At 61.8% G+C, this 24,737-nt stretch carries 21 protein-coding genes; 7 read left to right on the top strand and 14 right to left on the bottom strand.

Annotated elements, in window-relative coordinates; genetic code table 11:
* Window positions 1-128 precede the first annotated feature (128 nt).
* Window positions 129-1,580, bottom strand: a complete 1,452-nt coding sequence (pyk, locus tag ACLH0I_RS23305; protein ID WP_053124684.1) for a pyruvate kinase — start codon at window positions 1,578-1,580, stop codon at window positions 129-131.
* A 325-nt stretch (window positions 1,581-1,905) separates the two neighbouring features.
* Between pyk and ACLH0I_RS23300 the strand changes: the two genes are divergently transcribed.
* Entirely contained in the window at window positions 1,906-2,277 is a 372-nt protein-coding gene (locus tag ACLH0I_RS23300; RefSeq protein ID WP_411385497.1) for a tetratricopeptide repeat protein, read from the top strand.
* Window positions 2,278-2,563: 286 nt separating this feature from the next.
* On the top strand, window positions 2,564-2,923 hold the full coding sequence (locus ACLH0I_RS23295) for a PilZ domain-containing protein (protein ID WP_411385496.1): 360 nt from the start codon (window positions 2,564-2,566) through the stop codon (window positions 2,921-2,923).
* Between the two features lie 157 nt (window positions 2,924-3,080).
* On the opposite strand, the gene ACLH0I_RS23290 is transcribed toward ACLH0I_RS23295, so the two are convergent.
* The 8 genes from ACLH0I_RS23290 to ACLH0I_RS23255 form a co-directional block, all read right to left on the bottom strand.
* On the bottom strand, window positions 3,081-3,449 hold the full coding sequence (locus ACLH0I_RS23290) for a DUF6124 family protein (protein ID WP_411385495.1): 369 nt from the start codon (window positions 3,447-3,449) through the stop codon (window positions 3,081-3,083).
* A gap of 462 nt (window positions 3,450-3,911) precedes the next feature.
* The gene (locus ACLH0I_RS23285) at window positions 3,912-5,243 is read right to left on the bottom strand and encodes a DUF58 domain-containing protein (protein ID WP_250963389.1); all 1,332 of its coding nucleotides are present in this window, start codon (window positions 5,241-5,243) and stop codon (window positions 3,912-3,914) included.
* Between the two features lie 325 nt (window positions 5,244-5,568).
* The gene (locus ACLH0I_RS23280) at window positions 5,569-6,576 is read right to left on the bottom strand and encodes an AAA family ATPase (RefSeq protein ID WP_250963390.1); all 1,008 of its coding nucleotides are present in this window, start codon (window positions 6,574-6,576) and stop codon (window positions 5,569-5,571) included.
* A 96-nt stretch (window positions 6,577-6,672) separates the two neighbouring features.
* Window positions 6,673-7,860 carry a Fic family protein gene (locus tag ACLH0I_RS23275; RefSeq protein ID WP_411385494.1) on the bottom strand — a complete coding sequence of 396 codons (1,188 nt, stop codon included), beginning with the start codon at window positions 7,858-7,860 and terminating at the stop codon, window positions 6,673-6,675.
* 158 nt (window positions 7,861-8,018) lie between these two features.
* Window positions 8,019-9,182, bottom strand: a complete 1,164-nt coding sequence (locus ACLH0I_RS23270; protein WP_411385493.1) for a DUF4350 domain-containing protein — start codon at window positions 9,180-9,182, stop codon at window positions 8,019-8,021.
* On the bottom strand, window positions 9,179-10,729 hold the full coding sequence (locus ACLH0I_RS23265) for a DUF4129 domain-containing protein (RefSeq protein WP_411385492.1): 1,551 nt from the start codon (window positions 10,727-10,729) through the stop codon (window positions 9,179-9,181). Before ACLH0I_RS23265 ends, ACLH0I_RS23270 begins: the two co-directional genes overlap by 4 nt.
* On the bottom strand, window positions 10,716-11,690 hold the full coding sequence (locus tag ACLH0I_RS23260) for a stage II sporulation protein M (RefSeq protein ID WP_411385491.1): 975 nt from the start codon (window positions 11,688-11,690) through the stop codon (window positions 10,716-10,718). The genes ACLH0I_RS23265 and ACLH0I_RS23260 overlap by 14 nt, the downstream gene beginning before the upstream one ends.
* Window positions 11,687-12,412: an RDD family protein gene (locus ACLH0I_RS23255; protein ID WP_411385490.1), complete on the bottom strand. Its 726-nt coding sequence runs from the start codon at window positions 12,410-12,412 to the stop codon at window positions 11,687-11,689. Before ACLH0I_RS23255 ends, ACLH0I_RS23260 begins: the two co-directional genes overlap by 4 nt.
* Window positions 12,413-12,786: 374 nt before the next feature.
* Between ACLH0I_RS23255 and sbcB the strand changes: the two genes are divergently transcribed.
* Window positions 12,787-14,223, top strand: a complete 1,437-nt coding sequence (gene sbcB / locus ACLH0I_RS23250; RefSeq protein WP_411385489.1) for an exodeoxyribonuclease I — start codon at window positions 12,787-12,789, stop codon at window positions 14,221-14,223.
* 83 nt (window positions 14,224-14,306) lie between these two features.
* Here sbcB and mvaT read toward each other — a convergent pair whose 3' ends face one another.
* Window positions 14,307-14,684 (bottom strand): histone-like nucleoid-structuring protein MvaT, encoded by a 378-nt coding sequence (gene mvaT, locus ACLH0I_RS23245; protein ID WP_003205091.1) that lies wholly within the window; start codon window positions 14,682-14,684, stop codon window positions 14,307-14,309.
* Window positions 14,685-14,990: 306 nt separating this feature from the next.
* Here mvaT and purU point away from each other — a divergent pair, with 306 nt between their 5' ends.
* Together purU and ACLH0I_RS23235 are read left to right on the top strand one after the other, a co-directional pair.
* The gene (gene purU, locus ACLH0I_RS23240; RefSeq protein WP_207964954.1) at window positions 14,991-15,839 is read left to right on the top strand and encodes a formyltetrahydrofolate deformylase; all 849 of its coding nucleotides are present in this window, start codon (window positions 14,991-14,993) and stop codon (window positions 15,837-15,839) included.
* Between the two features lie 234 nt (window positions 15,840-16,073).
* Window positions 16,074-16,247, top strand: coding sequence for a hypothetical protein (locus tag ACLH0I_RS23235; protein ID WP_411385488.1), 174 nt, complete (start codon window positions 16,074-16,076; stop codon window positions 16,245-16,247).
* Window positions 16,248-16,251: 4 nt separating this feature from the next.
* Here the strand turns inward: ACLH0I_RS23235 and ACLH0I_RS23230 are convergent, their stop codons facing one another.
* The 3 genes from ACLH0I_RS23230 to ACLH0I_RS23220 are packed head-to-tail and all read right to left on the bottom strand — an operon-like array spanning window position 16,252 to window position 19,149.
* Entirely contained in the window at window positions 16,252-17,247 is a 996-nt protein-coding gene (locus tag ACLH0I_RS23230) for a YbhN family protein (RefSeq protein ID WP_250963398.1), read from the bottom strand.
* Entirely contained in the window at window positions 17,244-18,011 is a 768-nt protein-coding gene (locus ACLH0I_RS23225) for a DUF2334 domain-containing protein (protein WP_411385487.1), read from the bottom strand. The genes ACLH0I_RS23230 and ACLH0I_RS23225 overlap by 4 nt, the downstream gene beginning before the upstream one ends.
* Before the next feature lie 16 nt (window positions 18,012-18,027).
* A complete protein-coding gene (locus ACLH0I_RS23220) occupies window positions 18,028-19,149 on the bottom strand; it encodes a glycosyltransferase family 4 protein (protein WP_250963400.1) in 1,122 nt (373 codons plus the stop codon).
* Between the two features lie 296 nt (window positions 19,150-19,445).
* On the opposite strand from ACLH0I_RS23220, the gene ACLH0I_RS23215 reads away from it, so the two are divergent.
* Window positions 19,446-20,936 (top strand): helicase HerA-like domain-containing protein, encoded by a 1,491-nt coding sequence (locus tag ACLH0I_RS23215; RefSeq protein ID WP_411385486.1) that lies wholly within the window; start codon window positions 19,446-19,448, stop codon window positions 20,934-20,936.
* Window positions 20,937-21,208: 272 nt separating this feature from the next.
* Here the strand turns inward: ACLH0I_RS23215 and ACLH0I_RS23210 are convergent, their stop codons facing one another.
* Window positions 21,209-21,664, bottom strand: a complete 456-nt coding sequence (locus ACLH0I_RS23210; protein WP_053124648.1) for a DUF721 domain-containing protein — start codon at window positions 21,662-21,664, stop codon at window positions 21,209-21,211.
* Window positions 21,665-21,971: 307 nt separating this feature from the next.
* Between ACLH0I_RS23210 and secA the strand changes: the two genes are divergently transcribed.
* Window positions 21,972-24,707, top strand: coding sequence for a preprotein translocase subunit SecA (gene secA, locus ACLH0I_RS23205; protein ID WP_411385485.1), 2,736 nt, complete (start codon window positions 21,972-21,974; stop codon window positions 24,705-24,707).
* Window positions 24,708-24,737 lie beyond the last annotated feature (30 nt).

Raw genomic sequence — 24,737 nt, 5'->3', positions numbered from 1 at the left:
ACAGACCTACTGTGGGAGCGAGCTTGCTCGCGATGGCGGCAGATCAGGCAGCACAGGCTTCAGCAGGCAAAAACCAAAAAGCCCCACCATTCACATGGCAGGGCTTTTATTTTTCAGCGCTCGGTCACTCAGACCATCGGGTCGCCAACGTGCAGGATCTTCATCCCGTTGGTGCCGCCGATGGTGTGGTAGCTGTCGCCCTTGGTCAGGATGACCCAGTCGCCGGTCTGCACCACGCCGCGCTTGACCAGTTCATCCACCGCCGCCTGGCTGACTTCGCCCGGTTGCAGGGCCGCCGGGTCGAACGGCACGGTGTAGACGCCACGGAACATCGATGCGCGGGCCTGGGTTTCGCGGTGTGGGGAGAACGCGTAGATCGGCACCGAGGAGCGGATGCGCGACATGATCAGCGGCGTGTAACCACTTTCGGTCAAGGCGATGATCGCCTTCACGCCCGGGAAGTGGTTGGCGGTGTACATCGTCGCCAGGGCGATGCTTTCGTCGCAGCGCTCGAAGGTCTTGCCGATGCGGTGGCTGGAGGTCTTGCTGGTCGGGTGCTTTTCAGCGCCGATGCAGATACGCGCCATGGCCTGCACCGCTTCGAGCGGGTAGAGGCCGGCGGCGCTTTCGGCCGAGAGCATCACGGCGTCGGTGTAGTCGAGCACGGCGTTGGCTACGTCGGACACTTCGGCGCGGGTCGGCATCGGGTTCTGGATCATCGACTCCATCATCTGGGTCGCAACGATCACCGCTTTGTTGTGGCGGCGTGCATGCAGAATGATCTTCTTCTGGATGCCCACCAGCTCGGCATCGCCGATTTCCACGCCCAGGTCGCCACGGGCCACCATCACGGCGTCGGACGCCTTGATCAGGCCGTCGAGGGTTTCGTCGTCGGCCACGGCTTCGGCGCGTTCGATCTTGGCCACCAGCCAGGCGGTGCCGCCGGCTTCGTCGCGCAGTTGACGGGCGTATTCCATGTCCGCCGCGTCACGGGGGAAGGACACGGCCAAGTAGTCGACTTCCATTTCCGCGGCCAGCTTGATGTCGGCCTTGTCTTTTTCGGTCAGGGCTGGGGCCGTCAGGCCACCGCCGCGACGGTTGATGCCTTTGTGGTCCGACAGCGGGCCGCCGATGGTCACGACGCAATTCAGTTCGGTGGCGGTAGCGGTCTCGACGCGCATCACCACACGACCGTCGTCAAGCAGCAGCTCGTCGCCGACGCCGCAATCCTTGACCAGGTCCGGGTAGTCGATGCCGACCACTTGCTGGTTGCCTTCGGTCAGCGGATGGCTGGTGGAGAAGGTGAAGGTGTCACCGATCTTCAGCTCGATGCGCTTGTTGGCGAATTTGGCGATACGGATCTTCGGGCCTTGCAGGTCACCCAGCAGGGCAACGAAGCGGCCGTGCTTGGCAGCGAGGTCGCGCACCAGCTTGGCACGAGCCTTGTGCTCGTCGGGGGTGCCGTGGGAGAAATTCAGACGGGCAACGTCCAGGCCAGCCAGAATCAGCTGTTCGAGAACTTCCGGCGAATTACTGGCCGGGCCAAGGGTAGCGACGATTTTGGTGCGACGGACGGACATGCAAGACTCCTCAAGTTCAAGCGCCAGCGAAGGCTACTATGCTCTTTGGGTGTAGTCATTGTTCATATGCACTACTTTTTCGTTTGTTTTTCGAAATGAACATTCCTGAAAATTTTTGCGCCTTTAACTACTTAAGCCGAACACTGCTCTTGTGGCGAGGGAGCTTGCTCCCGCTGGGCTGTGCAACAGCCCCAAGATTTTACGGTCGCTACGCAACCGAGCGGGAGCAAGCTCCCTCGCCACACAGGTGTTCACCATGGGAGTGTTTTCGGCTGAAGATTTTCCCCGCCAGGTCGATACAGAGCTCAAGACAGGAGAACCTCCCATGCGATTCGTGCTTTTTGTTGCCCTGGCCCTGAGCGTCACGGGCTGCACCCGTTGGTCGATGAACCACCACATGAACCTGGCCTACAAGGCCTATGACCGTGGCAATTGCGAGCAGGTCATGCTCGAACTGTCCAAGGTCGATCGCGCCAGCCGTGCCCGCCGCTATATGCAGCCGGAAGTCTCGATGCTGCGCGGCCAGTGCCTGGAGCGGCAGAAGCTGTTTATCGATGCAGCGCAGACCTACCAGTTCATCATCGCCCAATACCCTAACAGCGAATACGCGTTCCGCGCTCGTGCCCGGCTCGAAACCCTGCAGAGCCTGGGCCACTACCCGACCCGCAGCGCCTCGGCGATCCGTCCTGCTTCTTGACCCTCCCTCCCGTGGCCAGGAGTAATCCTGGCCATCCGTCCTCTGCCCGTCGTGTTTATGAAAATTAATACATGGGACTGGTTGCCATCTTAGCTTGGGCTATATTTGTACAAGTCATGGCTAGAGCAACATCTCTACTTTTTCAGAAGCACCTGAGACCGGCAGAAGTAGGCTCATAGACGGTTTTAGCGTCTGGCACCGGGATTGGGGAGAGCGGGCTCGCTTGGGTTCGTTCCGAAGTGATCGGTTGGCCCGGTATGTGGCCGCTAAGAAAGCGATACAGGACATGTACAAGGAACGCCGAATCGAACGGCACCAATTGCCGTATTTCTTGAGAGTATTCAACGCTGTCAACGACAGGCCCATCGGTTTCCTGGGCAATGTTTCCGAGAATGGATTGATGTTGATCAGCCATTTACCGTTGATGGTCGGTGCGGATTTTGACTTGCTCCTGAAAATCCCCGTCGAGGAAGGACCGCAGCAAAACATCCAGTTGAAAGCCAGGTGCCTGTGGTGCCATGAAGACGTGACGCCACAACATTTCGATGCCGGTTTCAGCCTGCTGGCGGCATCACCGGATTATGGGCAACTGGTGAGCGCGTTGCGGCAGTATTTCAGTTTCTATCCGTTGCCGGCGTCGGCCTGAGCATTCAGGGGTCAATTACTTTGTGGGAGCGAGCTTGCTCGCGATAGCGGTGGATCAGCTTGCAGCAATGTTGAATGTACCGCCGCCATCGCGAGCAAGCTCGCTCCCACAGGGCAGTCATCTATCCCTGTAGCTTTTACAGGTCATTCGGCCATTTTTAGCGCTGAACCCTTGTTTCGTTATCCAGCATCTTCTCCAGCAACAACACCCCCATCTCGCCCATTTGGTGAATCGCCAACGCCAGGTTGCGCGGGGCGCCTTCCAGGTCTTCCGATAGATCCAGGATCAACGTGCTTACCGAACAGAAGGTTTCGTAGGTGTGGGCGAGCATGCCTTCGGGGTCGGCGTCGGGGGCGACGATGAAGTAGTCCGGTTGTTTGTAAGGTTTTTTGTCGGGTTGGCCGTGGTTGGGCTTGAGGTAATAGTCCAGGGCTCTTTGGGCGGCTTCGTCGAGTTTTTCGGGATCGGGGGTTTCGTGAGGGGATAGCGGATCGGTGTGGGGTGGGTTAGGTGTGGCTTTGAACATGGTGATCTTCCTTAAAATAATGCCTTGACCACTTCGCGACTAAACGGAGGGGTGGCGGCTGTACGCAGGTTAGTCGACCGGGGAAGTGTCACCAAAAACCGGCGCGCCGAAGCGCCCTGCGCACAGCCACCATCAAGAGCAGGGATAGGGAGACCTGACTGATGGAGACGCAATGCATCTTGGTGATGTACCCCGGGCGACTAAACCCGATCGCTGGATATCAGCGACGCGAATCAAGTTACGGGGCGAGGCCAAGGTGCACAAGCCGGCGGATTCTGGCGGATCTGTAGTCCGTTGCGCAAGGCGCTGTAGTTAATCGGACTTTTGCTGTCTCGCTGTAGGACCAATGTGATCGGGCTGCTGTTTCAGTGCGAAGCGCTCCCCAAAAAAGGGGCTGCTACGCAGCCCAGCGGGAGCAAGCTCCCTCGCCACGGGTTCATCGTGTTACTTAAGTGATCAGCTTCAGGCGGTTCCGGCTTTTTTCCAGGCCAGGTATTGGGTCACCAGGGCCGCACCCAATTCGCTGGGGCGCGAATCCAGGGTTGGCACGCCGTGGGCGGCGAGCTGCTTGTGCAGCTCCGCCCGCGCATTCAAATAGTCCACCGTCCCGCAATAGGCCAAGGCCTCGGGCAAGGTTTGCACCGGTGCCTGGCGCAACCGGTCGAGGGCGTCTTCGCGCAGGCTGGCCACCAGCACCCTATGCTGTTGCCCCAGCCGTTTCACGGCCGCGAGCAATTGCGCATCGTCTTCATCCCGCAGGTTGGTCACCAGCACCACCAGGGCCCGGCGTTTTTGCCGGGCCAGCAGTTCGGTGACGGCGGCCTGGTAGTCGGCGGGACGTTGGCTGCTGTCGAGGTCGTACACGGTGTTAAGCAGGACGTTGAGTTGGCCGGTGCCTTTGACCGGGGCGAGGTAGCGGCTTTGCTCGCTGGCGAAGGTGCTCAGGCCCACGGCATCGCCCTGGCGCAGGGCGGTGTAGCTGAGCAGCAGGCACGCGTTGAGGGCGTGGTCGAAATGCGCCAGCTCGCCGTCCTGGCTGCGCATGCGTCGGCCGCAGTCGAGCATGAAGATGATCTGCTGGTCGCGCTCGTCTTCGTATTCCCGGGCGATCGGCGTGCGATGGCGGGCGGTGGCTTTCCAGTCGATCTGGCGCAGGCTGTCGCCCTCGCGGAATTCGCGCAATTGATGGAATTCCTGCCCCTGGCCGCGGCGTTGCCGCTGGCGAATGCCGAGCTGGCTGAGCCAATTGTCCACCGCCAGCAACTGGCCGTCGTAGAGCCTGGCGAAATCCGGGTAGACGCGGGTGTGGTCGACGGCGTCCAGCAGGCGCTTATCGGTCCACAAGCCCAGCGGGCTCGGCAGGTTGGTTTCGCACTGGACGAAGGTAAAGTGACCGCGCTTGAGCGGGCGCAGGCGGTAGCCGACCTGGCTGCGCTGGCCGGGTTGCAGTTCGACCGACTGCGGCAGGTTTTCGAAGTCCAGGCCATCGGGAACATGATCGAAAAGCTGCACGTGCAGCGGCTGGGCAAAGTCGTGGCTGACTTCCAGGCGGACATCACCCCAGCGGCCCAGGGCCAGGCTCCCGGGCATTTGCCGTTGCACCCGCGGCGAGGGCAGGCGCCGGACGCGCACCGCGTCGAGCAGCGCCAGGGCCAGCAAGGCCAGCAGCAACCCCCAGTTGATCGACAGCAGCGTCGATGGCACCGCGATGCCCAGCGCTCGCAGTGCGCCGAGCACGATACTCACGCCCAGCAGCACGGCGAGCCAGGTCAGCAGCAGGCGTGAGGGTTTCATCGGCGCATGCCCTTGCAGGGGATGTTTGCCTTGGCAAAGAAATTTGCTGCAGTGAGGTTTCCTGTGGCGAGGGAGCTTGCTCCCGCTGGACGCGCAGCGTCCCTTGGCGGTGTGTCAGATAGAACTTGGGGGCTGCTTCGCAGCCCAGCGGGAGCAAGCTCCCTCGCCACAAAAAGCATGCCTGCCACCAAGAATTTTCCTGGCACAAAAAGCATGCCTGCCACCAAGAATTTTCCTGGCACAAAAAGCATTCCTGGTACAGAAGACATTCCTGCCATAGAAGGTATTCCTGGCACAAAAAGCACGCTTGGCACAGACGCCCTCATCACAACCGCGGCGCCGGCACTTGATCAAGCAACTGCCCCAGCACCTGATCCACCGACAGCCCTTCGATGTCCAGCTCCGGCGCCAGCCGCACGCGATGGCGCAGTACGGCCAGGGCGCAGCCCTTGATGTCGTCCGGCACGACGAAGTCGCCGCCGCGCAACAACGCCCGGGCCCGGGCGCAACGCACCAGGGCAATCGACGCGCGAGGCCCGGCGCCGAGGGTCAGGCCTGGCCAGCTGCGGGTGGTGCGGGCCAGGCGCACGGCGTAGTCGAGCACCTGGTCGTCCATCGGCAGGTCGCTGGCGATGCGTTGCAACGCTTGCACGTCCTTGGCCTGCAACACCATGCGCAGCGGTTGCACATCGAGCATGTCGGCGCGGGTCGAACGGCTGACCTGGCGGACCATGTCCAGCTCCTGGTCGGCATCCGGGTAATCCATGCGCACCTTGAGCATGAAGCGGTCGAGCTCGGCTTCCGGCAGCGGGTAGGTGCCTTCCTGTTCGATGGGGTTCTGGGTGGCGAGGACCATGAACGGCTGGGCGATGGGCAGGGCACGGCCTTCCAGGGTGACCTGGCGCTCCTGCATGGCTTCGAGCAGCGCGGCCTGGGTCTTGGCTGGCGCACGGTTGATCTCGTCGGCCAGCAGCAGATGGGTGAACACCGGGCCCTTGCGCAGCTTGAACTGTTCGGTCTGCAAGTCGTACACCGCGTGCCCGGTGACGTCGCTGGGCATCAGGTCGGGGGTGAACTGGATGCGCGCAAACTCGCCGTTGAAACAGCGAGCCAGGGCCCGCACCAGCAAGGTCTTGCCCAATCCGGGAACGCCTTCGAGCAATACGTGGCCACCGGCGATCAATGCCGTGAGCACATCGTCGATCACACTGGCCTGACCCACCACCGCTTTGCGTAGCTCGGTGCGGATGGCCTGGGCCAACTGACTGGCGCGCTGGCGCTGTTGGGCGGCGTGGGCCTGGCCGTCGGCAGGTTCGTTCTGTTCAGTCGTCAATTCTGGCGTTCTCCTAACGGTTAAATCCTATTTACTCGTGATCTAACGCTTTCATCCTTCAGTGCCGGGCAGTGATAGCTGAGTCGCTGGCACACCTTAGCCCATCTGAAAATGCAGGTTTGGAAAGATTAATCCGGCGAAGCGTGCGGGCAACCCCGCTTCCACCGTTCGAGACCGGGGGGTACTGCTAACCACGATCCCCGCTTCGATCAAGCGGCCCAGCTCTTCGGTTGCCAGCCGATCCTTCAAGCCTGTGAATACCTTGAACTCCGCCCGCGGCATTACGCCCTGAGTGAGAAGCGCCAGTACGGCAGCAGCACTGGTGGGCCGGATGCCGGCACGGCGAAGCTCAGGATCCGTCGAGAACACATGAACAACCTGTTCGCGCAGCTTGGCCGGGTTTAGCGAGGTCGTCATGTACTCGATCTGGTCGTGGCAGACATCGAGCATGAACTCGATGAAGTTGAAGTAGTGACGCTGTGAGAGTTGGCCGCGCCCGTCATAGTCACCCTCACGCGGGTGATCAGCCAAGGCCAGGAAGCGATAGTACTCGTCTTGCCTGCGAGCCAGGCCGCGAGACAGTGACCAAAGAAAAGGTTTTAGCCCGAGGTGAACCAGTTGCAGGTGGGTGAGCATCCGAATCACTCGACCATTGCCGTCCAGGAAGGGGTGAACAAGCGCCACCCGGTGATGGCCTGCCAGGGCAGCGATCAATTGGCGCCGCGGATCCCTGATTCGTCCGTAGTGCAACTGCAGATGCTCAAGCATGGGCAATACAACAGCCGCCGAGGGAGCGACATGCGCGCCAACCTGGACCTGTTCATTCTCTTCGGCCCGCAGCCTGCCGGGTTCCATCAGGCGCCCATCGCCCAGGGTCAGTTCCTGCTTGGACGCGTCCTTGAACAGACGACGATGGATGGCCGCGATCAACTTGGGATCGAACAGCGCGGAGAAATTGTCCGCTGGCCGCATACGAAGTAGCCGCTCCATCACTTCCTGCTGCGTCATGTGGTGCACGGCCAGCTCTTTGAGTTCCTTTCTTTCCCGTTTTGGTGTCGTGCGAGCAACTTGGAGGTCGGCAATCTCGGTGCGATGCCCTTCGATCAGGTTCGAGTAGTAGGTGTTGGTGATGCGCAACAGGCCCGCCAGTTGCCTGGATGTCTCATCGGCCAGACGTCCGGCCAGAAAGGCTGCCTTGCGTGGCAACTGATCCGCGGCCTGAATGAGCGAGTCGGGCAGGTTTTCTGGCAGTACGGGATCCAGGTACGTTTTCGAGGTGATCATCGTTTGCTTCCAGCGAACATAACGGCTGTTTATTGGGCAATACCTGCGGAAATTTTTACGGAAAATAAAACGGCTTGTAACGCCTGTTATTACTAGCTGTAGCGACACCGTACGATAGGCGATTTCCAGTGATTTTGCGGATTTTTCTGCGGAAAAATCTATAAGGCATTCCTAAGGCTTTGCAAATGGGCGACCTGGCGGCAGAACTCGGCGCCGGACATCCGCTGTTTCGGCCGTGGGCTCAAGGCCTGGCTGATGGCCCGCGTCGGTTGTCGGGTCAGGCGGGCGAGTACCTGCCACTGTTCGGCGACGGCCAGTTGTTCGAAACCTGGGTGAAGGTGGCGTGCCCGGCGCAGCACGTCTTGCTGCAAGGCGTGCAACAGGTGCTGCTGGCCGTTGTGGCGCAGGTGGAAACCGGCGCTGGCCTGCACGTGTTCTTCCAACTGGCGCCGCGCCTTGGAGGCGGGGGGTTGCAGCGGGCCATGGCGCACCGCCGAATGCCAGAACCACAGGGCAACCAGGGCCAGCAGTGCCACCAGCGCTTGGGGGAAATAGCGCAGCAACAGGGTCAGCAGGTCGTCGTGGTCGGTATTGAACAGCAGCGTGACGTCCGTGTCGGCGCTCAAGTACCAGAGCAGCCAGGCGTTGTCGTACTGCTCGATCGCATCGTTCTTCCACAGCTCGGCATCGGTGAGCACGGTGATCGAGCCCAGGCCGAGGGTCAATTGCATCATGTGGGTCGACGACGCGCTGTTGGCCCAGGCCTGGGCCAGGTTATGCGGGTCTTCGAGGTGAAAGTCGGTGTCGAAGCCGATATAGGCCGGCGCCTCTTCGTCTTCCAGGTAGAGCTTGGTCAGTTCCGGATAACGGTCCTTGATCAGTTCGGGCGCGGGCTCCTTGAGGTCCTTGCTCAGGAATTGGCGCAGGCGCACGCGGTCGAGCAGCAGGTCGCCGCTGTTGCCGGCGCTGTCGTCCCACAAGGCTTCGGCCACGAAGAGCAAGCGCCCGCCGGCCCGGGTCCAGTTCATCAATCGGTCGACTTCCCGGGGCGTCATGTGGGTGCGCTCGCCCAGCAACAGCAGGCTGTGCTGGCGAGGCTCCAGGGTGGGCAATACATCCAGGCTGTTGGCGTGCTCGACGTTGATGCCCCGCTGGCGCAGGAAATGCTCGGCGGCCAGGTAAGGGTTGGCCTGGGCTTCGGGAGAAGGGCCGTGCTCGACGACCTCTTCATAGGGCACGGCTTTGGCGTAGAGATAGAAGCCGAATGCGCCCACCACGGCGGCCAGCACGGCGCCGATCAGCCACCCCGCATGCCGGCTCATCGAGACGCTCCCGGACCGAATAGCCCGCGCCAGCCGTCACACAGTTCCTGTTGCAGGTGGGTCGGCGGTGGGCGATGCCCGTAGGCAATGTTTTGCCAATGCAGCGTCAGGGCTTTGCTGAAGCCCAGCAGGTCGTCCTGCTTGAGCTGTTCGACGCGTTGCAGCACCTGGCCTTCGGTGTCGGACGGTTTCAAGGGGATCTTGAAGTCATGATGCAACCGGCTGAGCAGCGCCCGGTACAGCAGGCCCAGGGCTTCACGGGGTTGCGTGGCCCACAGTTGTTCGACGCTGGCGGCGATGTCGGTCGGCAGGCTTTCTTCACGGATATCCAGGCCGAACATGCGTGCCGGCGCCGCTCGTTCCACGGGCAGGCGTGGCGTCGGTCGGCGATTGACCAGGGCCTTGAGCCGTTCCCGATAGTGCCAGGCCAGCCAGACGATCGCGCCTATCAAGCAGGCCCACAGCGCGATCTGGATCAGCGCGGCGGCGATGTCGAAGCGTTGGCCGCCGAGCCATTTGAACAGGGCCTTGAGCCAGCTCGGTTTGGCCTCGGTCTCTTCGGTCTCCTCGGCGGGTTCAGCGGTGTCTTCGCCGAAACGATAACGGGTGATGGTCTCGGAGTTCTTGAAGGGCGGGGCGTCGAGGATCGCCTCGATGCCGTCCCGGGAGGCTTCGCTGGTGAGGGGCTGGTTGAGCAGCCGCGGGCTGTCGGGGCCGTTGGTGTCCTCTGCGGCAAACGCCGGGGGCGCCAATGGCAGCATCACCAGGGCCAGGAGCAACAACACCGGGGCTACGCCGCTCAGCCGTTGGCGAAGGCGCCGGAACACCAGTTCGATGTCCCACGCCTCGAGGATCGTACGCCGGTTCAGGTAGAGGCTGAAGCCGCAGGCGACGTACACCGGTTCCCACAAGATCAGCAGCAGCGGATACAGGAAGTTGACCAGGTGCTCGAACCACAACCAGTCGTGTTCGGCTGCGGACACCAGCGTCTCCCAATCCCATTGCAGTTCGACTTGTTGCGGCACGAACAGATAGAACAGCGCCATCAGGCCGAACCACAGGGCGGTTTCCAGGTGCATGCCGATGATGGTCAACCATTGCGAAGCGCCGCGATTACGTTGCAGCAAGACCCGTATGCGTTGCTCCCGTGCTTCACCTGCGAGCCCTTCGAGTTGCACCACCGGCAGCAGGAAACTGCGGCTCAGGCTCAGCCGGCGCCAGGTCAGGCTGGCCAGCAACTGGGGCTTGAGCAGCGCTGGCCATTGGCGCAAGGCCTGCCTCAAGGTCGGGGTTTCGCCAAACAGCGCCTTGGACAGAATGTACAAGGGCAGACGGTCAAAGGCCGGCTTCAGCCACCAGAACAGCATCACCACCAGGGACGGTGAATCCCACAGCAGCAGGGTCAGCAACAGGTACACCGGTAGCGTGATGATCGCCCAACTGGTCATCAGCAGGCGTCGATGCTGCTGGCTCATCAATACACCCAGGTCCATGGCTTCCCAGGTGGTGCGTGGGCGGATGACGACGGTGGCATCACTCAGGCGCATGGCGGACCCGTCCGGCAAACGACAGATAGCTGATCACCAACAGCCATAACAACGCGCCCACCGTGTATTTGGTGGCGGGCGTCACGGCGCTGGAGGACCAGTAGGCCTCGATGAACGCGGCGATGAGCAGGAACAGCATCACGCCGCCGATCATCAGCACGCTTTTGCCCGCCGCGAGCCGCAAGGCCTCGCCCCGGGTCAGGCGTCCCGGCGCGATCAAGGCCCAGCCCAATTGCAGGCCCGCGGCACCGGCCAAGGCGATGGCGGTGAGTTCGAAGGCGCCGTGGCCGATCACGAACGACCAGAACGTTCCCCCCGAGCCGATCTGGGTCAGGTGCCCGGCCACTGCGCCGATGGTCAGGCCATTGAAAAGCAGGAAGAACGCGCTCCCGAGACCAAACATCAAGCCACTGGCGAACGTCTGAAAGGCAATGCCGATGTTGTGCATGATGTAGTAGCCGAACATGACCCAGTCTTCGCTGGCGGCCCGTTCGACCGAGCGCCCCAGGTGCCCGGAGGCGGGGTCATACATGCTGCGGATCTGGCTGATTTCGTCGGCGCCCAGCACGCTGTAGACCAGTTCCGGAAACAGATAGACCAACAGCCCGATGCCCACCAGGCTGCCGAGGAACAGCAGGCTGGCGGCCAGCACAAAGCGCCATTGTTCACGTACCAGGCGAGGGAAACCGACCAGGATGAAGGCCGAGAGGCTGGCCGAGGGGCGGCTGCGATCCCGGTAGAGTTGCTGATGACCGCGTAGCGCCAGTTGTTGCAGGGTGTCGACCAGCAAGCTGCTGTAGCCCCGGGCCTGGGCCAGTGCCAGGTGATGGCAGAGCCGTCGATAGGCGGCGGGGAAATCACCGCTCTGGGGCACGTTGCGGCTGCGCTCCAGTTGATCGAGTTGTCGGGACAGATGCTCCCATTCGCCTTGGTGGCGGCTTTCGAACAGGCTTTGCTTCATGTCGGCCCCAACAGGCCACGGGCGATGCCATTGAGCTCGGCGGTGGCGTTCGGCCCCTGGACGTTCAGTGGCGCAGCCAGGATCGCCGCCAGTTCGTTGACCCGCGCCCGTGACAGTTCTGCCTGGCGTTCGGCGAAGCCCAGCACGGCGCGTTGTTCATGCAAGTTCAGGGTGAAAGGCGTGCGTATCGGCGGGGCCATGGGCAATGCGGGGCGTTTGACAGGTTGTTCGCGATACACCACCAGCGTGCCGGCCGCGAGATCGCCCAGGCGCTTGAACGCCGGATGCTGCAGGCAGCAAATGGCCCCGAAGGTGTAGCCAAAGGGCAGCATGTCGACGAAACGCAGCAGGTTGCGGATCAACGACGCCGACCAGCCGATGGGCCGGCCATCGTCCTGCACCACGCGCAGCCCCATGATCTGCTTGCCGGGAGAGCGCCCCTGGTTGAGCACCTCGAACAGCACCATGTACCACCAACTGACGACAAACAGCAGGATGGAACCCAGGCCGAGCCCCAGCTCACCGAAAAACGCCAGGACCAGGAAGAAAAACCCCAGGACCAGCCCGCGAATGCCCAGGTCGATGGCGAAGGCGATTGCACGCGGCATCAACCCCGCCGGGCGCAGCGGCAGGTCGATGCCTTCCGGCGTTTCAACCTGATAACGCGTGTCCAGGGGCGCGGGCAGCGTCGCGTTCCTTTGCAGTGCTGGTGTCTCGAGCATGGGCAACCTGTGATGGGCCAGACCGAATGTTCAATCTCGGCCCAGATGCTAGCAGTCTTCGCGCGGGCAAACGATAGAACTGTGTGGGTCATTTCATGGTTTGCAACAGGATTGGGAGGGCGAACACGGTCTGTACCTCCATGCCGGGATTGCACTCGCAGGCACCGCAGACCAACTGTGGGAGCGAGCTTGCTCGCGATGACGGCAGCCCATTCAACAGGGATGCAAGCTGACCCACCGCCATCGCGAGCAAGCTCGCTCCCACATGGGGCATGGGGTGGACCCGTGTGTTGGCATTCAAAAGTTACAGCACTGCTGGTCGCAGGCGGGTTCGAGCGCCTAGACTTCGCCAGTCTTCAGTTCAGGAACAGCCCGTGACTTCCATCTTCTGGTACGACTACGAAACCACCGGCATCAACCCGCGTTGCGACCGGCCCTTGCAGGTGGCGGGTATCCGTACCGATTTCGAGCTCAATGAAATCGACGAACCGGTGAACCTGTATTGCCGGCCCAGCGATGACATCCTGCCGCATCCGGCGGCCTGTGCGATTACCGGCATTACCCCGACTTGCCTGGCCGAAAAAGGCTTGAGCGAAGCCGATTTCATGACCCGTGTCCACGACCAACTGGCCGCGCCCGGTACCTGTGGCGCCGGCTACAACACCCTGCGCTTCGACGATGAAATGACCCGCTACAGCCTTTATCGAAACTTCTTCGACCCGTACGCGCGGGAATGGCAGGGCGGTAACAGTCGCTGGGATCTGATCGACCTGGTGCGCGCGGCCTATGCGCTGCGCCCACAGGGCATTGTCTGGCCGCAGGAAGACGGTCGCGTCAGCCTCAAGCTCGAACGCCTGACCGCCGCCAACGGCATCGACCATGGCCAGGCCCACGACGCGTTGTCGGACGTGCGCGCGACCATCGCCCTGGCTCGCCTGATCCGCCAGCAGCAGCCCCGGCTCTACGACTGGCTGTTCCAGTTGCGCAGCAAACAGAAGGTGATGGACCAGATCCGCCTGTTGCAGCCGATGGTGCATATTTCCGGTCGCTTCTCGGCGGCGCGCAACTACATCGGCGTGGTCCTGCCCCTGGCCTGGCATCCGAAAAACCGCAACGCCCTGATTGTCTGCGACCTGCACCTGGACCCCCAGGGCTTGTTGGACCACGACGCCGACAGCCTGCGCCAACGGTTGTATACCCGCCGTGAAGAACTGCTCGAAGGTGAGCTGCCAGTGCCGCTCAAGCTTATCCATATCAACAAATGCCCGGTGGTCGCGCCGTTGTCGGTGCTGCGCCTCGAGGACCAACAGCGGCTGGCGCTGGACATGGAGGGTTACCAACAGCGGGCATTGCGGCTAACTGACGCACAGAAAGTTTGGCAAGATAAACTTCAGGCTATTTATGGCCACGAAGATTTCACCGCCAGCGAGGATCCCGAGCAACAGTTATACGCAGGCTTCTTGGGCGACCGCGATCGGCGTTTATGTGAACAAGTGCGCATGGCGGACCCGGCGCAATTGGCTCAAGAGCGCTGGCCTTTCGATGATGAGCGTCTACCGGAACTATTGTTCCGATATCGCGCACGCAACTTTCCAGACACCTTGGATCCCGAAGAGCAGGGGCGTTGGAGACTTTTCTGTCAACAACGTCTGTCCGCCCCGGAATGGGGAGCGCCTAATACCTTGCAAAGTTTTGACGAGGCGATGGGAGAGTGGCTGGACCTGTCGACACCCATGCAGCGAGAAGTACTCATGCAATGGCAAGGCTACAGCCAGCAATTGCGCAAACGTTTAAGCCTTGAGTCGCTATGAATTGAAAAGATGACAGGCATAAAAAAACGCCAGCAATCGCTGGCGTTTTTTTGTTCGCAAAGAAGCATGCGACGCGGCGAGGCTTAGCCCAGCAGGGTTGCCCAGCCTTCTACCACGTCACCGCCCCACTTGGCTTTCCACTCTTTCAGCGTCTTGTGGTTGCCACCTTTGGTTTCGATGACTTCGCCGTTGTGCGGGTTCTTGTATTGCTTAACTTTGCGAGCGCGCTTGGTGCCAGTAGTTTTGACGGCGCCACGTGGCGCTTTGCTCGACTTGGCTTCTGGATCCAGCAGGGCAATGATGTCACGCAGCGACTTGGAGTATTCGCCCATCAGCGTGCGCAGTTTGCCTTCGAATTCCAGCTCGGTTTGCAGTTTGTCGTCTTGCGACAGATTTTTCAGGCGAGCTTGCAGTTCTTTGATGGCTTCTTCTGTGGCGCGGTATTCATTGATCAAGGACATGTGGACTACCTTATGTAGGACGCGGGTGACAAGGAGACAGTGCGGCAATAGTAATCAGACAGTTTCATCAAGTAAACATTTAACCGATGTTTTATTTAATTAATTAGTGCTGCGCCACAAAAAAGCCTGTTGCAGTTAAATACCGTGACAGTGTCTTCACATCTATTCACACATATAGCCGGCCTTGCCAGGCCTCGCCGGCCATGGCCTGGGGCGGTCGCCCAGGCTCCGGCGTGTCATCGATACTGCAGTTTTGCCGCGCAATGGCTAGAATGGCCGCCTTTGCGAAGTTCTGGAGTTTCCCTAATGCGCACTTTTCGTCTGGTGATTGCTTGCCCGGACCGCGTCGGCATCGTTGCTAAAGTCAGTAACTTTCTGGCGTCCCATAACGGCTGGATCACCGAAGCGAGCCATCACTCGGACAATCAAAGCGGTTGGTTTTTCATGCGTCACGAGATCCGTGCCGACTCGCTGCCCTTCGGTATCGAAGCCTTCCGTGAAGCGTTCGCACCCATTGCCCAAGAGTTCTCGATGGACTGGCGCATCACCGACACCGCGCAGAAAAAACGCGTGGTGCTGATGGCCAGTCGTGAGTCTCACTGCCTGGCTGACCTGTTGCACCGCTGGCACAGCGATGAGCTCGATTGCGACATCGCCTGTGTGATCTCCAACCATGATGACTTGCGCAGCATGGTGGAATGGCACGGCATCCCGTACTACCACGTGCCGGTCAACCCGCAAGACAAGCAGCCGGCATTCGCCGAAGTCTCGCGGCTGGTCAAGCAGCACGACGCCGAAGTGGTGGTGCTGGCCCGCTACATGCAAATCCTGCCGCCGGCGTTGTGCAGCGAGTACGCCCATAAAGTCATCAACATCCACCACAGTTTCCTGCCGTCGTTCGTCGGGGCCAAGCCGTACCACCAGGCCTCGATGCGTGGTGTGAAGCTGATTGGCGCCACCTGTCACTACGTGACCGAAGAGCTGGATGCCGGCCCGATCATCGAGCAGGACGTGGTGCGCGTCAGCCACAGCGACAGCATCGAAGACATGGTGCGTTTCGGCCGTGACGTCGAGAAAATGGTGTTGGCCCGCGGTCTGCGTTATCACCTGGAAGACCGGGTGCTGGTGCACGGCAACAAGACCGTGGTCTTCTGACAACACTTCGAAGGGCCTGGACGAGCGATCGCCAGGCCTTTTCATTGACTAAAGAACAACGATGCCCCGTGGCGAGGGAGCTTGCTCCCGCTGGGCTGCGAAGCAGACCCAAAACCATTCAACACCGTGCACCGGGAAAATAGAATAGGCAGGCTTTACGACTGCTGCGCAGCCGAGCGGGAGCAAGCTCCCTCGCCACAGTGATTCATACCGCTCAAGGAGCAACGCTGCGCCATGACCGATCCATTGGACAAAGCCACCTCCAAGGCCCCAGTCACCCTGGGCGAAGGCTGCCTCAGCCGCTACGACCCTGACGCATTGAGCCCGGAGGACGGCACCGAGTTTCCCGACGCCGCGCAATTGTGGGAGCAACTGCATCCCCAGGACGAGGCCGAACAAAAGCCGTGACCGGTCAGGCTTGCCTGAGCCTGATCAGCTTCTTGATCAACGGCCGCCCGACCATCAGGAAAAACACCGGCCCGCCGGCCACCAGGTAGAAGTAATAGGTCACCGCCCGCCAGATCAGGATCGCCGCCGCCGCGGTGGACTTGCCCACCATGGGCGCCAGCAGCGCCGCCGAGGTCAGTTCGGCCGCCCCGGCGCCACCCGGCAGCAGGCTGAACTGTCCCGCGCTCAAGGACAGCATCTGGATCAGGAAACTCCAGGCCCACTGCAAGTCCGCCCCGAGTCCCTTCAAGGCCAGGTACAACACGCTGTAGCGCAGCGCCCAATGCAGGCAGGTCAGGCCGAAGACCTGGAACAGGGTCCGTCGCGGCAATTTCAAGGTGTCGGTGAACGCCGCGAGGAAGTTCAGGATCTTGCGGCCCCAGCGTCGGCGGGTGGTGGTCTTTACCCGCAAGTGCCGCAGCACCCGAGCGCCCAGCAGGATCAATCGACGATGATAACGGGCCACCAGGACGCAGCCGAACAGCCCGCCAAACAATGAAATCGCGCTCAACGCCAGCATCCATTCCAGGCGCTGGCTGAGGTTCTGGAACAGCGCGTAGAACAGAATGCCCACCAAGGCACAGAGGAAGAACAGCAAGTCGCTCAGTTGATCCATGGCGAACACCGCGCTGCCATGGGCCGGGCGCACGCCGTTGCGCGCTAGCAGGGCCATCAACGTCAGCGGGCCGCCACTGCCGCCGGGCGTCGCGCACATGGCGAACTCGGTGGACATCACCACGCCCATGCTTTTCCACCGGCCGATGCGTCCACGGTATTCACCCAGCAACAGGCGCAAGCGTACGGAGTTCAAGCCCCAGCACAGCACGATCATGCCGAGCATGGCCAGCAGCAGCGACAAGGGAAAACGCTGCACCCGCGACCACATTTCCCCGCCGCCGACCAGCAGCGGCACCAATAGCGCCGTGAGCAGCGCGGCGCCCAGCCAGATCAGCCGTTTCATGCGGCGCTACGGGCCGGCAGCCCCTGGGTCGCCAGCCAGCCGACCTTGGTCATCGGCACGCGACCGTCGTTGAGCAGGCGTTCGAGGGTGCGCAGCCAATAGTCGCGGGAAAATCCGTGGCGCATGTCCACCGGGTGCAAGCCAAGGCGAATCACCGGGGCCTGGCGCCAGCGCTGTTCACGCTGGTCGCTGATGACTTTCGACAGGCCACGGCGCCAGGCGCTGCGGGCACTCCAGACCAGGCCCGGCGCGTCGATGGCGGTAAAGTCGGGCAAGCGATAGAGGTGTTGGGTATCGCTGGTGTAGCTCAGCGGCAACTGGCGCAACGCCCGACGCGTGCCTTCGCTCATCAGCCAGGCCGGGGCGACGAAACCTTCCAGCGGCCAGTGGTAACGCTCAAAGGTGTCGATCCCGGCGCGCAGGCGGGCGAGGGCGGCTTGCTCGGACAGGTTGTAGAACTCCCCTTCGTGGGTATAGACCCGGCGCATGAACCAATCCTTGGGGTGACGGGCAACAGGGCCGTCGTCGCAATGGTAGTAGCCATGCAACACCAGCTCATCGCCACGCTCCACCCGACTGTCGAGCAGGCGCCGAAAGCCGGGGTGAGCCTCCAAGGCATTGTTGCGATGAAAATCCGGCACCACCAGCCAGGTCATCGGCACCTGGCCGAGGGCATCGACGGCCTCGACGAAGGGCTGGTAATCGGGCCAGGTTTGCGGAGCCACGTCGTGCAGCACCAAAAGCACGCTGGGTGAGGAACTCATCGACACGGACCTCGCCTCAACCATTGGCCAGCAGCGGTAGCTGTTCGCCGAGCACGGCGTGGTAATGCCCCAGCAAACTGTTGACCACGGTATCCCAAGCGTAATGCCGTTCCACATGCCGGCGCGCCAGTGCACCACGGCGCTGGCAGCCTTCGGCAAACAGTTGCCGCACGGCATTGGCCATGGCCTGCGGGTTGTTGGGCGTGCACAGCAACCCGCAGTCCTCATTGACGATTTCGGTGAAGGCCCCGGCCGCCACGGCCACCACGGGAATACCGCTGGCCATGGCTTCGAGGATCACCAGGCCGAAAGTTTCCTGGTCACCGGCGTGCAACAGGGCATCGGCGCTGGCCATGAGCCGGGCGACTTGCGGCGCCGGGCAGAACTCATCGACCACCGTGACGTTGTCCGGCACCACGGCGGGCATCGACGAGCCCACCAGCAACAGGTGATAGCGCTCGCCCAGGCGTTTCATGCACTTGAGCAGCACCGGCAGGTTTTTTTCCTTGGAGCCGCGACCGGCGAAAATCAGCAGGCGCGTGTCTTCGGCAATGCCCAGCTCGGCCCGCAGTTCCGGGTCGCGGGCGGCGGGGGTGAAGGTTTGCAGGTCGACGCCCAAGGGTTGCACGAAGACGTTCTTGACCCCCAGCCCGGTCAGTTTGTCGGCCATGACCTGGCTTGGGGCCAGGACCCGGTCGAAATTGCCATATAACTTGCTGACGTAGGCTTCGATGTTGGGAGTGAACCAGTTGCCCATGCGGTTGCTCACCAACAATGGCAGGTCGGAGTGATAGAAGCCGATGACGGGCACATCGAGCTGACGACGGGCATCCAATGCGGCCCAGGCGGTGAGGTACGGGTCGCCGACCTCGATCAGGTCCGGCTGCAGATCGCGCAGGACATTGCGCCACGGCGCCAGGCGAAGGGGAAAACGATAGCCCTTGCCGAACGGCAGCGCAGGGGCCGGAACCTTGTAGATTCCGTCGTGCTCGCTCAAATGCGCGCCGGGAATCAACAGGCTGTGACGAATACCGGGCCGATCGCCCAGGCGCCGGTGCTTGGCATCCAGGTAAGTGCGCACGCCTCCGCTGGCAGGGGCGTAGAACATGGTTATGTCCGCGATATGCACGATGAACATCCCTCCGGTCTGTGTTCTCCTGTGTTGACCTTCATGAAGAATAGATGTTCGGTTGGGGTTGTGGTGACGGGGTGTCAGTGGCGTATTGCTGGGTTTGACAGGGCCTCATCGCGAGCAAGCTCGCTCCCACACGGGATCTGTGCATACCACAACCCCCTGTGGGAGCGAGCTTGCTCGCGATAGGGCCAGCCCGGGTTCCCAGCTATTATTCCTGCTGCCGAGGCCTTAATGCCCCAGGCATGCTTTTATATAAGCGTGCAAAATGGCGTCATATCGCAAACACCACGGGTGACCACATGCCTGACTCATCGCAACTCGTTATCGGCGCCGACCTCAGCGGCCAGCCCATCGGCCAGGCCATGCGCCTGGCGAACCGCCATGGCCTGGTGGCGGGCGCCACCGGTACCGGCAAGACCGTCACCTTGCAGCGCCTCGCGGAAATGTTCAGCGATGCCGGCGTGGCGGTGTTCGCGGCGGACATCAAGGGCGACCTGTGCGGCCTCGGCGCGGCGGGCAACCCTCAGGGCAAGATCGCCGAGCGTATCGCGGGCATGCCCTGGCTCGATCACAAACCCCAGGCTTATCCGGTGACCTTGTGGGATATCCACGGCCAGTCCGGTCATCCGCTGCGCACCACCCTGAGCGAGATGGGGCCGTTGTTGATCGGCAGCCTGTTGGAACTGACGGACAGCCAGCAATCGGCGCTCTATGCCGCGTTCAAGGTCGCCGATCGCGAGGGCCTGTTGCTGCTGGACCTCAAGGACCTGAAGGCGCTGCTCAATCACCTCAAGGACAATCCCGAGTTACTGGGGGATGATGCGGCGCTGATGACCACCGGCTCCAGCCAGGCGCTGCTGCGGCGCTTGTCCACCTTGGAGCAGCAGGGCGCGGACGCGTTGTTCGGCGAACCGGCCTTGCAGCTTGAAGACATCCTGCAACCGGCCAGCGATGGCCGCGGCCGCATCCACTTGCTCGACGCCAGCCGCCTGGTCCACGAAGCGCCGAAGGTCTACGCGACGTTCCTGCTGTGGCTGCTGGCCGAGCTGTTCGAGCAATTGCCCGAGCGCGGCGATGCGGACAAGCCGCTGCTGGCGCTGTTCTTCGACGAGGCGCACTTGCTTTTCGCCGGTACGCCCAAGGCGTTGCAGGAACGCCTGGAGCAAGTGGTGCGGCTGATCCGCTCCAAGGGCGTGGGGGTGTATTTTGTGACCCAGTCGCCCGGCGACTTGCCGGACGACGTGCTGGCGCAATTGGGTTTGCGCATCCAGCACGGGTTGCGAGCCTTCACGGCCAAGGAACAGAAATCCCTGCGGGCGGTGGCCGATGGTTTCCGGCCCAACCCGCAGTTCGATGCCCTGGCGGTGTTGACTGAACTGGGCATCGGTGAAGCCCTGGTGGGCACCTTGCAGGAAAAAGGCACGCCGGAAATGGTCCAGCGCGTGCTGGTGGCGCCGCCGCAATCGCGGATCGGGCCATTGAGCGAGGCCGAGCGCGCCGGGCTGATCGCCAGTTCAGCGTTGCAAGGGCGCTACGACAAGCCGATTGATCGCGAGTCGGCCTATGAGGTGCTGATGGGGCGCAAGGGGCTGGAGCCCCAGGCCGAAGCGGTACCGAGCAAGCCGGCGGCTGAAGCGCCCAGCTTCACCGAACAAGCCGGCGAGTTCCTCGGCACGGCGGCTGGCCAGGCACTTAAATCGGCGATGCGCCAGGCAGCCAATCAATTGGGCCGGCAGTTGGTGCGTGGGTTGATGGGGTCGTTGCTGGGGGGCAGCAAGCGCCGCCGGTAGTTGGGACCGAGTCGCCGCCCTTCGCGAGCAGGCTCGCTCCCACAGTGGAGCGATGTCGTACGCAAAATGTGCGTCCGCTGAAGATCCCCTGTGGGAGCGAGCCTGCTCGCGAAGGCGGTCTGGCAGGCGAAAATAGGCTGGCTGACCTGCCGCTATCGCGAGCAAGCTCGCTCCCACAGTGGAGCGATGTCGAACGCAAAATGTGCGTCCGCTGAAGATCCCCTGTGGGAGCGAGCTTGCTCGCGATAGCTATCTGACAACCGCCGAAAATTTCAATCCTTGGGCCTGGCATGGGCCGCCAACCGCTCCAGCGCCGCCCGCAGGTTGGGATCGCTGATGCCATCGGCGGTGGCCTGGATGGTCGCGGCGGCGTCGGTGGACAAATCCAGCGTATGCCCCTTGGCGCCGACCTGGACAGTAGGCGGTTGGACCTTGAACAGGATCCGCGTCAGGTTGGCGAATTCTTCGAACGCCTGGAGTTGGCGCAGCAAGCGTTTTTGCTGGTAGCGCAGGCGCGTGGCCCAGTGGCCGTCGGTGACGATCAACAACAAGCTGCCTTCGCGCCACGACGCTACGTGGCAATGTTCGCGCGCGGCCGGTTGCAACTGGCTGTCCAGCAGGCGCTGCAGGTGGCCCAGGCGCCGGGCGTGGCCGAAGATGGCTTTCAGCGGCTTGGCTTCGCGCAGCAGAACGGCGGGTGCCTTGGCTGGAAGAGGGCGAAAGGCCATGAATGAGTACCGCAAATGACAGAGGCGCCATGGTAGCAGAAAGCGCCGGATGCGCCTCGACCCTCTCGCCCAGCGGCTTTTAGCTACACAATCAATGAGTAACTTCTGCACCTTGCGGGTTGAAGTTCGCGCAAAAGCCCTTATTTTAGTGTGGCCCCGTCACAGCGCTGTGCCAGCATCGTGGAATAACGCCACTTTCCTCTCCATCGTTTCCGGGTAGAATGCTCGTTCGCATGCGGCCATGAGGGCTGCACGGGCGACTCATGGGGCCGCCCTCCATCCCTTTAGTGTGGAAGATCCTGCCGATATGTTTGCGCCTTTGTTAAAGAAACTTTTTGGAAGCAAGAACGAGCGTGAAGTCAAGCGCATGCTCAAGACGGTACAGACTGTCAATGCCTTCGAAGAGCAAATGGTGGCCCTTTCGGACGATCAGTTACGCGCCAAGACTGCCGAATTCAAGGACCGCATCGCCAAAGGGGAAACCCTTGACCAGCTCCTGCCCGAAGCCTTTGCGGTCGCCCGTGAAGCCGGCAAGCGGGTCATGGGCATGCGCCACTTCGACGTTCAGTTGATCGGCGGCATGACCTTGCACGAAGGCAAGATCGCTGAAATGCGTACCGGTGAGGGCAAGACCCTCGTGGCGACCCTGGGCGTGTACCTCAATGCATTGTCCGGCAAGGGCGTGCACGTGGTGACGGTCAACGACTACCTGGCCCGCCGCGACGCCAACTGGATGCGCCCGCTCTACGAATTCCTCGGCCTGACCGTCGGCGTCGTCACGCCGTTCCAGCCGCCGGAAGAGAAGCGCGCCGCCTATGCCGCCGACATCACCTACGGCACCAACAACGAATTCGGGTTCGACTACCTGCGCGACAACATGGCGTTCAGCATGGAAGAGAAATTCCAGCGTGAACTCAACTTTGCCGTGATCGACGAAGTCGACTCCATCCTCATCGACGAAGCCCGTACCCCACTGATCATTTCCGGTCAGGCGGAGGACAGCTCCAAGCTGTACATCGAGATCAACAAACTGATCCCGCAGCTCAAGCTGCACGTCGAGGAAGTCGAAGGCGAAGTGACCCAGGCCGGGCACTACACCGTTGACGAGAAGACCCGCCAGGTCGAACTCAACGAGGCCGGTCACCAGTTCATCGAGGAAATGCTCACCCGCGTCGGCTTGCTGGCTGAAGGCGAGAGCTTGTACTCGGCCCATAACCTGGGCCTGCTGACCCACGTCTATGCCGGCCTGCGTGCCCACAAGCTGTTCCATCGCAACGTCGAATACATCGTGCAGGACGGCCAGGTCGTGCTGGTGGACGAGCACACCGGCCGTACCATGCCGGGCCGTCGCCTGTCCGAAGGCCTGCACCAGGCCATCGAAGCCAAGGAAGGCCTGAACATCCAGGCCGAGAGCCAGACCCTGGCCTCGACCACCTTCCAGAACTACTTCCGCCTGTACAACAAGCTGTCCGGCATGACCGGTACCGCGGACACCGAAGCGTTCGAATTCCACCAGATCTATGGTCTGCAAGTGGTGGTGATTCCGCCGAACAAGCCGCTGGCTCGTAAAGACTACAACGACCTGGTGTTCCTGACCGCCGAAGAGAAGTACGCGGCGATCATCAACGACATCAAGGAAGGCATGGCCCAGGGCCGTCCGATCCTGGTGGGTACCGCCACCATCGAGACCTCCGAGCACATGTCCGCCTTGCTCGACAAGGAAGGCATCGAGCACAAGGTCCTCAACGCCAAGTTCCACGAGAAGGAAGCCGAGATCATCGCCCAGGCCGGTCGCCCGGGTGCGCTGACCATCGCCACCAACATGGCCGGTCGTGGTACCGACATCCTGTTGGGCGGCAACTGGGAAGTGGAAGTCGCCAGCCTGGAAAACCCGACGCCTGAGCAGATCGCGCAGATCAAGGCCGACTGGCAGAAGCGTCACCAGCAGGTGCTCGAGTCCGGCGGTTTGCAGGTGATCGCGTCCGAGCGTCACGAATCCCGTCGTATCGACAACCAGCTGCGTGGCCGTGCCGGTCGCCAGGGCGACGCCGGTTCCAGCCGTTTCTACTTGTCTTTGGAAGATAGCCTGATGCGCATCTTCGCCTCTGACCGGGTGAAGAACTTCATGAAGGCCCTGGGCATGCAGCCAGGCGAGGCGATCGAGCACCGCATGGTGACCAACGCCATCGAGAAGGCCCAGCGCAAGGTCGAAGGCCGCAACTTCGATATCCGCAAGCAATTGCTCGAGTTCGACGACGTCAACAACGAACAGCGTAAAGTGATCTATCACATGCGTAACAGTTTGTTGGCCGCCGACAACATTGGCGAAACCATCGCCGATTTCCGCCAGGACGTGCTCAACGCCACTGTCAGCGCCCACATCCCGCCGCAATCGCTGCCGGAACAGTGGGACGTCGCCGGCCTGGAAGCCGCCTTGCAGAGCGACTTCGGCGTGGCATTGCCGATCCAGCAATGGCTCGACGAAGACGATCACCTGTACGAAGAAACCCTGCGTGAAAAACTGCTGGCCGAACTGATCGCCGCCTATAACGAGAAGGAAGACCAGGCGGGCGCCGAGGCCCTGCGTTCCTTCGAGAAGCAGATCGTGCTGCGGGTGCTGGACGACTTGTGGAAAGATCACCTGTCGACCATGGACCATCTGCGCCACGGTATCCATTTGCGTGGTTACGCCCAGAAGAACCCGAAGCAGGAGTACAAGCGCGAGTCCTACACGCTGTTCTCCGAGTTGCTCGATTCGATCAAGCGCGACTCGATCCGTGTGTTGTCCCATGTTCAGGTTCGCCGCGAAGATCCGGCCGAAGAAGAAGCTCGCCTGCGCCAGGAAGCCGAAGCCCTGGCCGCGCGCATGCAGTTCGAACACGCCGAAGCCCCTGGCCTGGAAGTGGTCGCCGAAGAGGGCGTCGATGTGGATGTCGCCCTGGCGACCGCACCGGTGCGCAACGAGCAGAAGCTGGGCCGTAACGAACTGTGCTACTGCGGTTCGGGCAAGAAATACAAGCATTGCCACGGGCAGATCCAATAATCCCGTTTCAACGCTGAACGACCCGCGCCG

It is taken from the genome of Pseudomonas sp. MPB03 (assembly GCF_046605385.1).
GTDB lineage: Bacteria > Pseudomonadota > Gammaproteobacteria > Pseudomonadales > Pseudomonadaceae > Aquipseudomonas > Aquipseudomonas zanjanensis.
This window is presented reverse-complemented; position numbering and strand designations above follow the sequence as displayed.

Bases quoted from the DNA above. Each gene is read 5' to 3' on its own strand.
- pyk (WP_053124684.1), bottom strand. From the start codon at position 1,580: ATGTCCGTCCGTCGCACCAAAATCGTCGCTACCCTTGGCCCGGCCAGT.
- ACLH0I_RS23300 (WP_411385497.1), top strand. From the start codon at position 1,906: ATGCGATTCGTGCTTTTTGTTGCCCTGGCCCTGAGCGTCACGGGCTGC.
- ACLH0I_RS23295 (WP_411385496.1), top strand. From the start codon at position 2,564: ATGTACAAGGAACGCCGAATCGAACGGCACCAATTGCCGTATTTCTTG.
- ACLH0I_RS23290 (WP_411385495.1), bottom strand. From the start codon at position 3,449: ATGTTCAAAGCCACACCTAACCCACCCCACACCGATCCGCTATCCCCT.
- ACLH0I_RS23285 (WP_250963389.1), bottom strand. From the start codon at position 5,243: ATGAAACCCTCACGCCTGCTGCTGACCTGGCTCGCCGTGCTGCTGGGC.
- ACLH0I_RS23275 (WP_411385494.1), bottom strand. From the start codon at position 7,860: ATGATCACCTCGAAAACGTACCTGGATCCCGTACTGCCAGAAAACCTG.
- ACLH0I_RS23270 (WP_411385493.1), bottom strand. From the start codon at position 9,182: ATGAGCCGGCATGCGGGGTGGCTGATCGGCGCCGTGCTGGCCGCCGTG.
- ACLH0I_RS23265 (WP_411385492.1), bottom strand. From the start codon at position 10,729: ATGCGCCTGAGTGATGCCACCGTCGTCATCCGCCCACGCACCACCTGG.
- ACLH0I_RS23260 (WP_411385491.1), bottom strand. From the start codon at position 11,690: ATGAAGCAAAGCCTGTTCGAAAGCCGCCACCAAGGCGAATGGGAGCAT.
- ACLH0I_RS23255 (WP_411385490.1), bottom strand. From the start codon at position 12,412: ATGCTCGAGACACCAGCACTGCAAAGGAACGCGACGCTGCCCGCGCCC.
- mvaT (WP_003205091.1), bottom strand. From the start codon at position 14,684: ATGTCCTTGATCAATGAATACCGCGCCACAGAAGAAGCCATCAAAGAA.
- purU (WP_207964954.1), top strand. From the start codon at position 14,991: ATGCGCACTTTTCGTCTGGTGATTGCTTGCCCGGACCGCGTCGGCATC.
- ACLH0I_RS23235 (WP_411385488.1), top strand. From the start codon at position 16,074: ATGACCGATCCATTGGACAAAGCCACCTCCAAGGCCCCAGTCACCCTG.
- ACLH0I_RS23230 (WP_250963398.1), bottom strand. From the start codon at position 17,247: ATGAAACGGCTGATCTGGCTGGGCGCCGCGCTGCTCACGGCGCTATTG.
- ACLH0I_RS23225 (WP_411385487.1), bottom strand. From the start codon at position 18,011: ATGAGTTCCTCACCCAGCGTGCTTTTGGTGCTGCACGACGTGGCTCCG.
- ACLH0I_RS23220 (WP_250963400.1), bottom strand. From the start codon at position 19,149: ATGTTCATCGTGCATATCGCGGACATAACCATGTTCTACGCCCCTGCC.
- ACLH0I_RS23215 (WP_411385486.1), top strand. From the start codon at position 19,446: ATGCCTGACTCATCGCAACTCGTTATCGGCGCCGACCTCAGCGGCCAG.
- ACLH0I_RS23210 (WP_053124648.1), bottom strand. From the start codon at position 21,664: ATGGCCTTTCGCCCTCTTCCAGCCAAGGCACCCGCCGTTCTGCTGCGC.
- secA (WP_411385485.1), top strand. From the start codon at position 21,972: ATGTTTGCGCCTTTGTTAAAGAAACTTTTTGGAAGCAAGAACGAGCGT.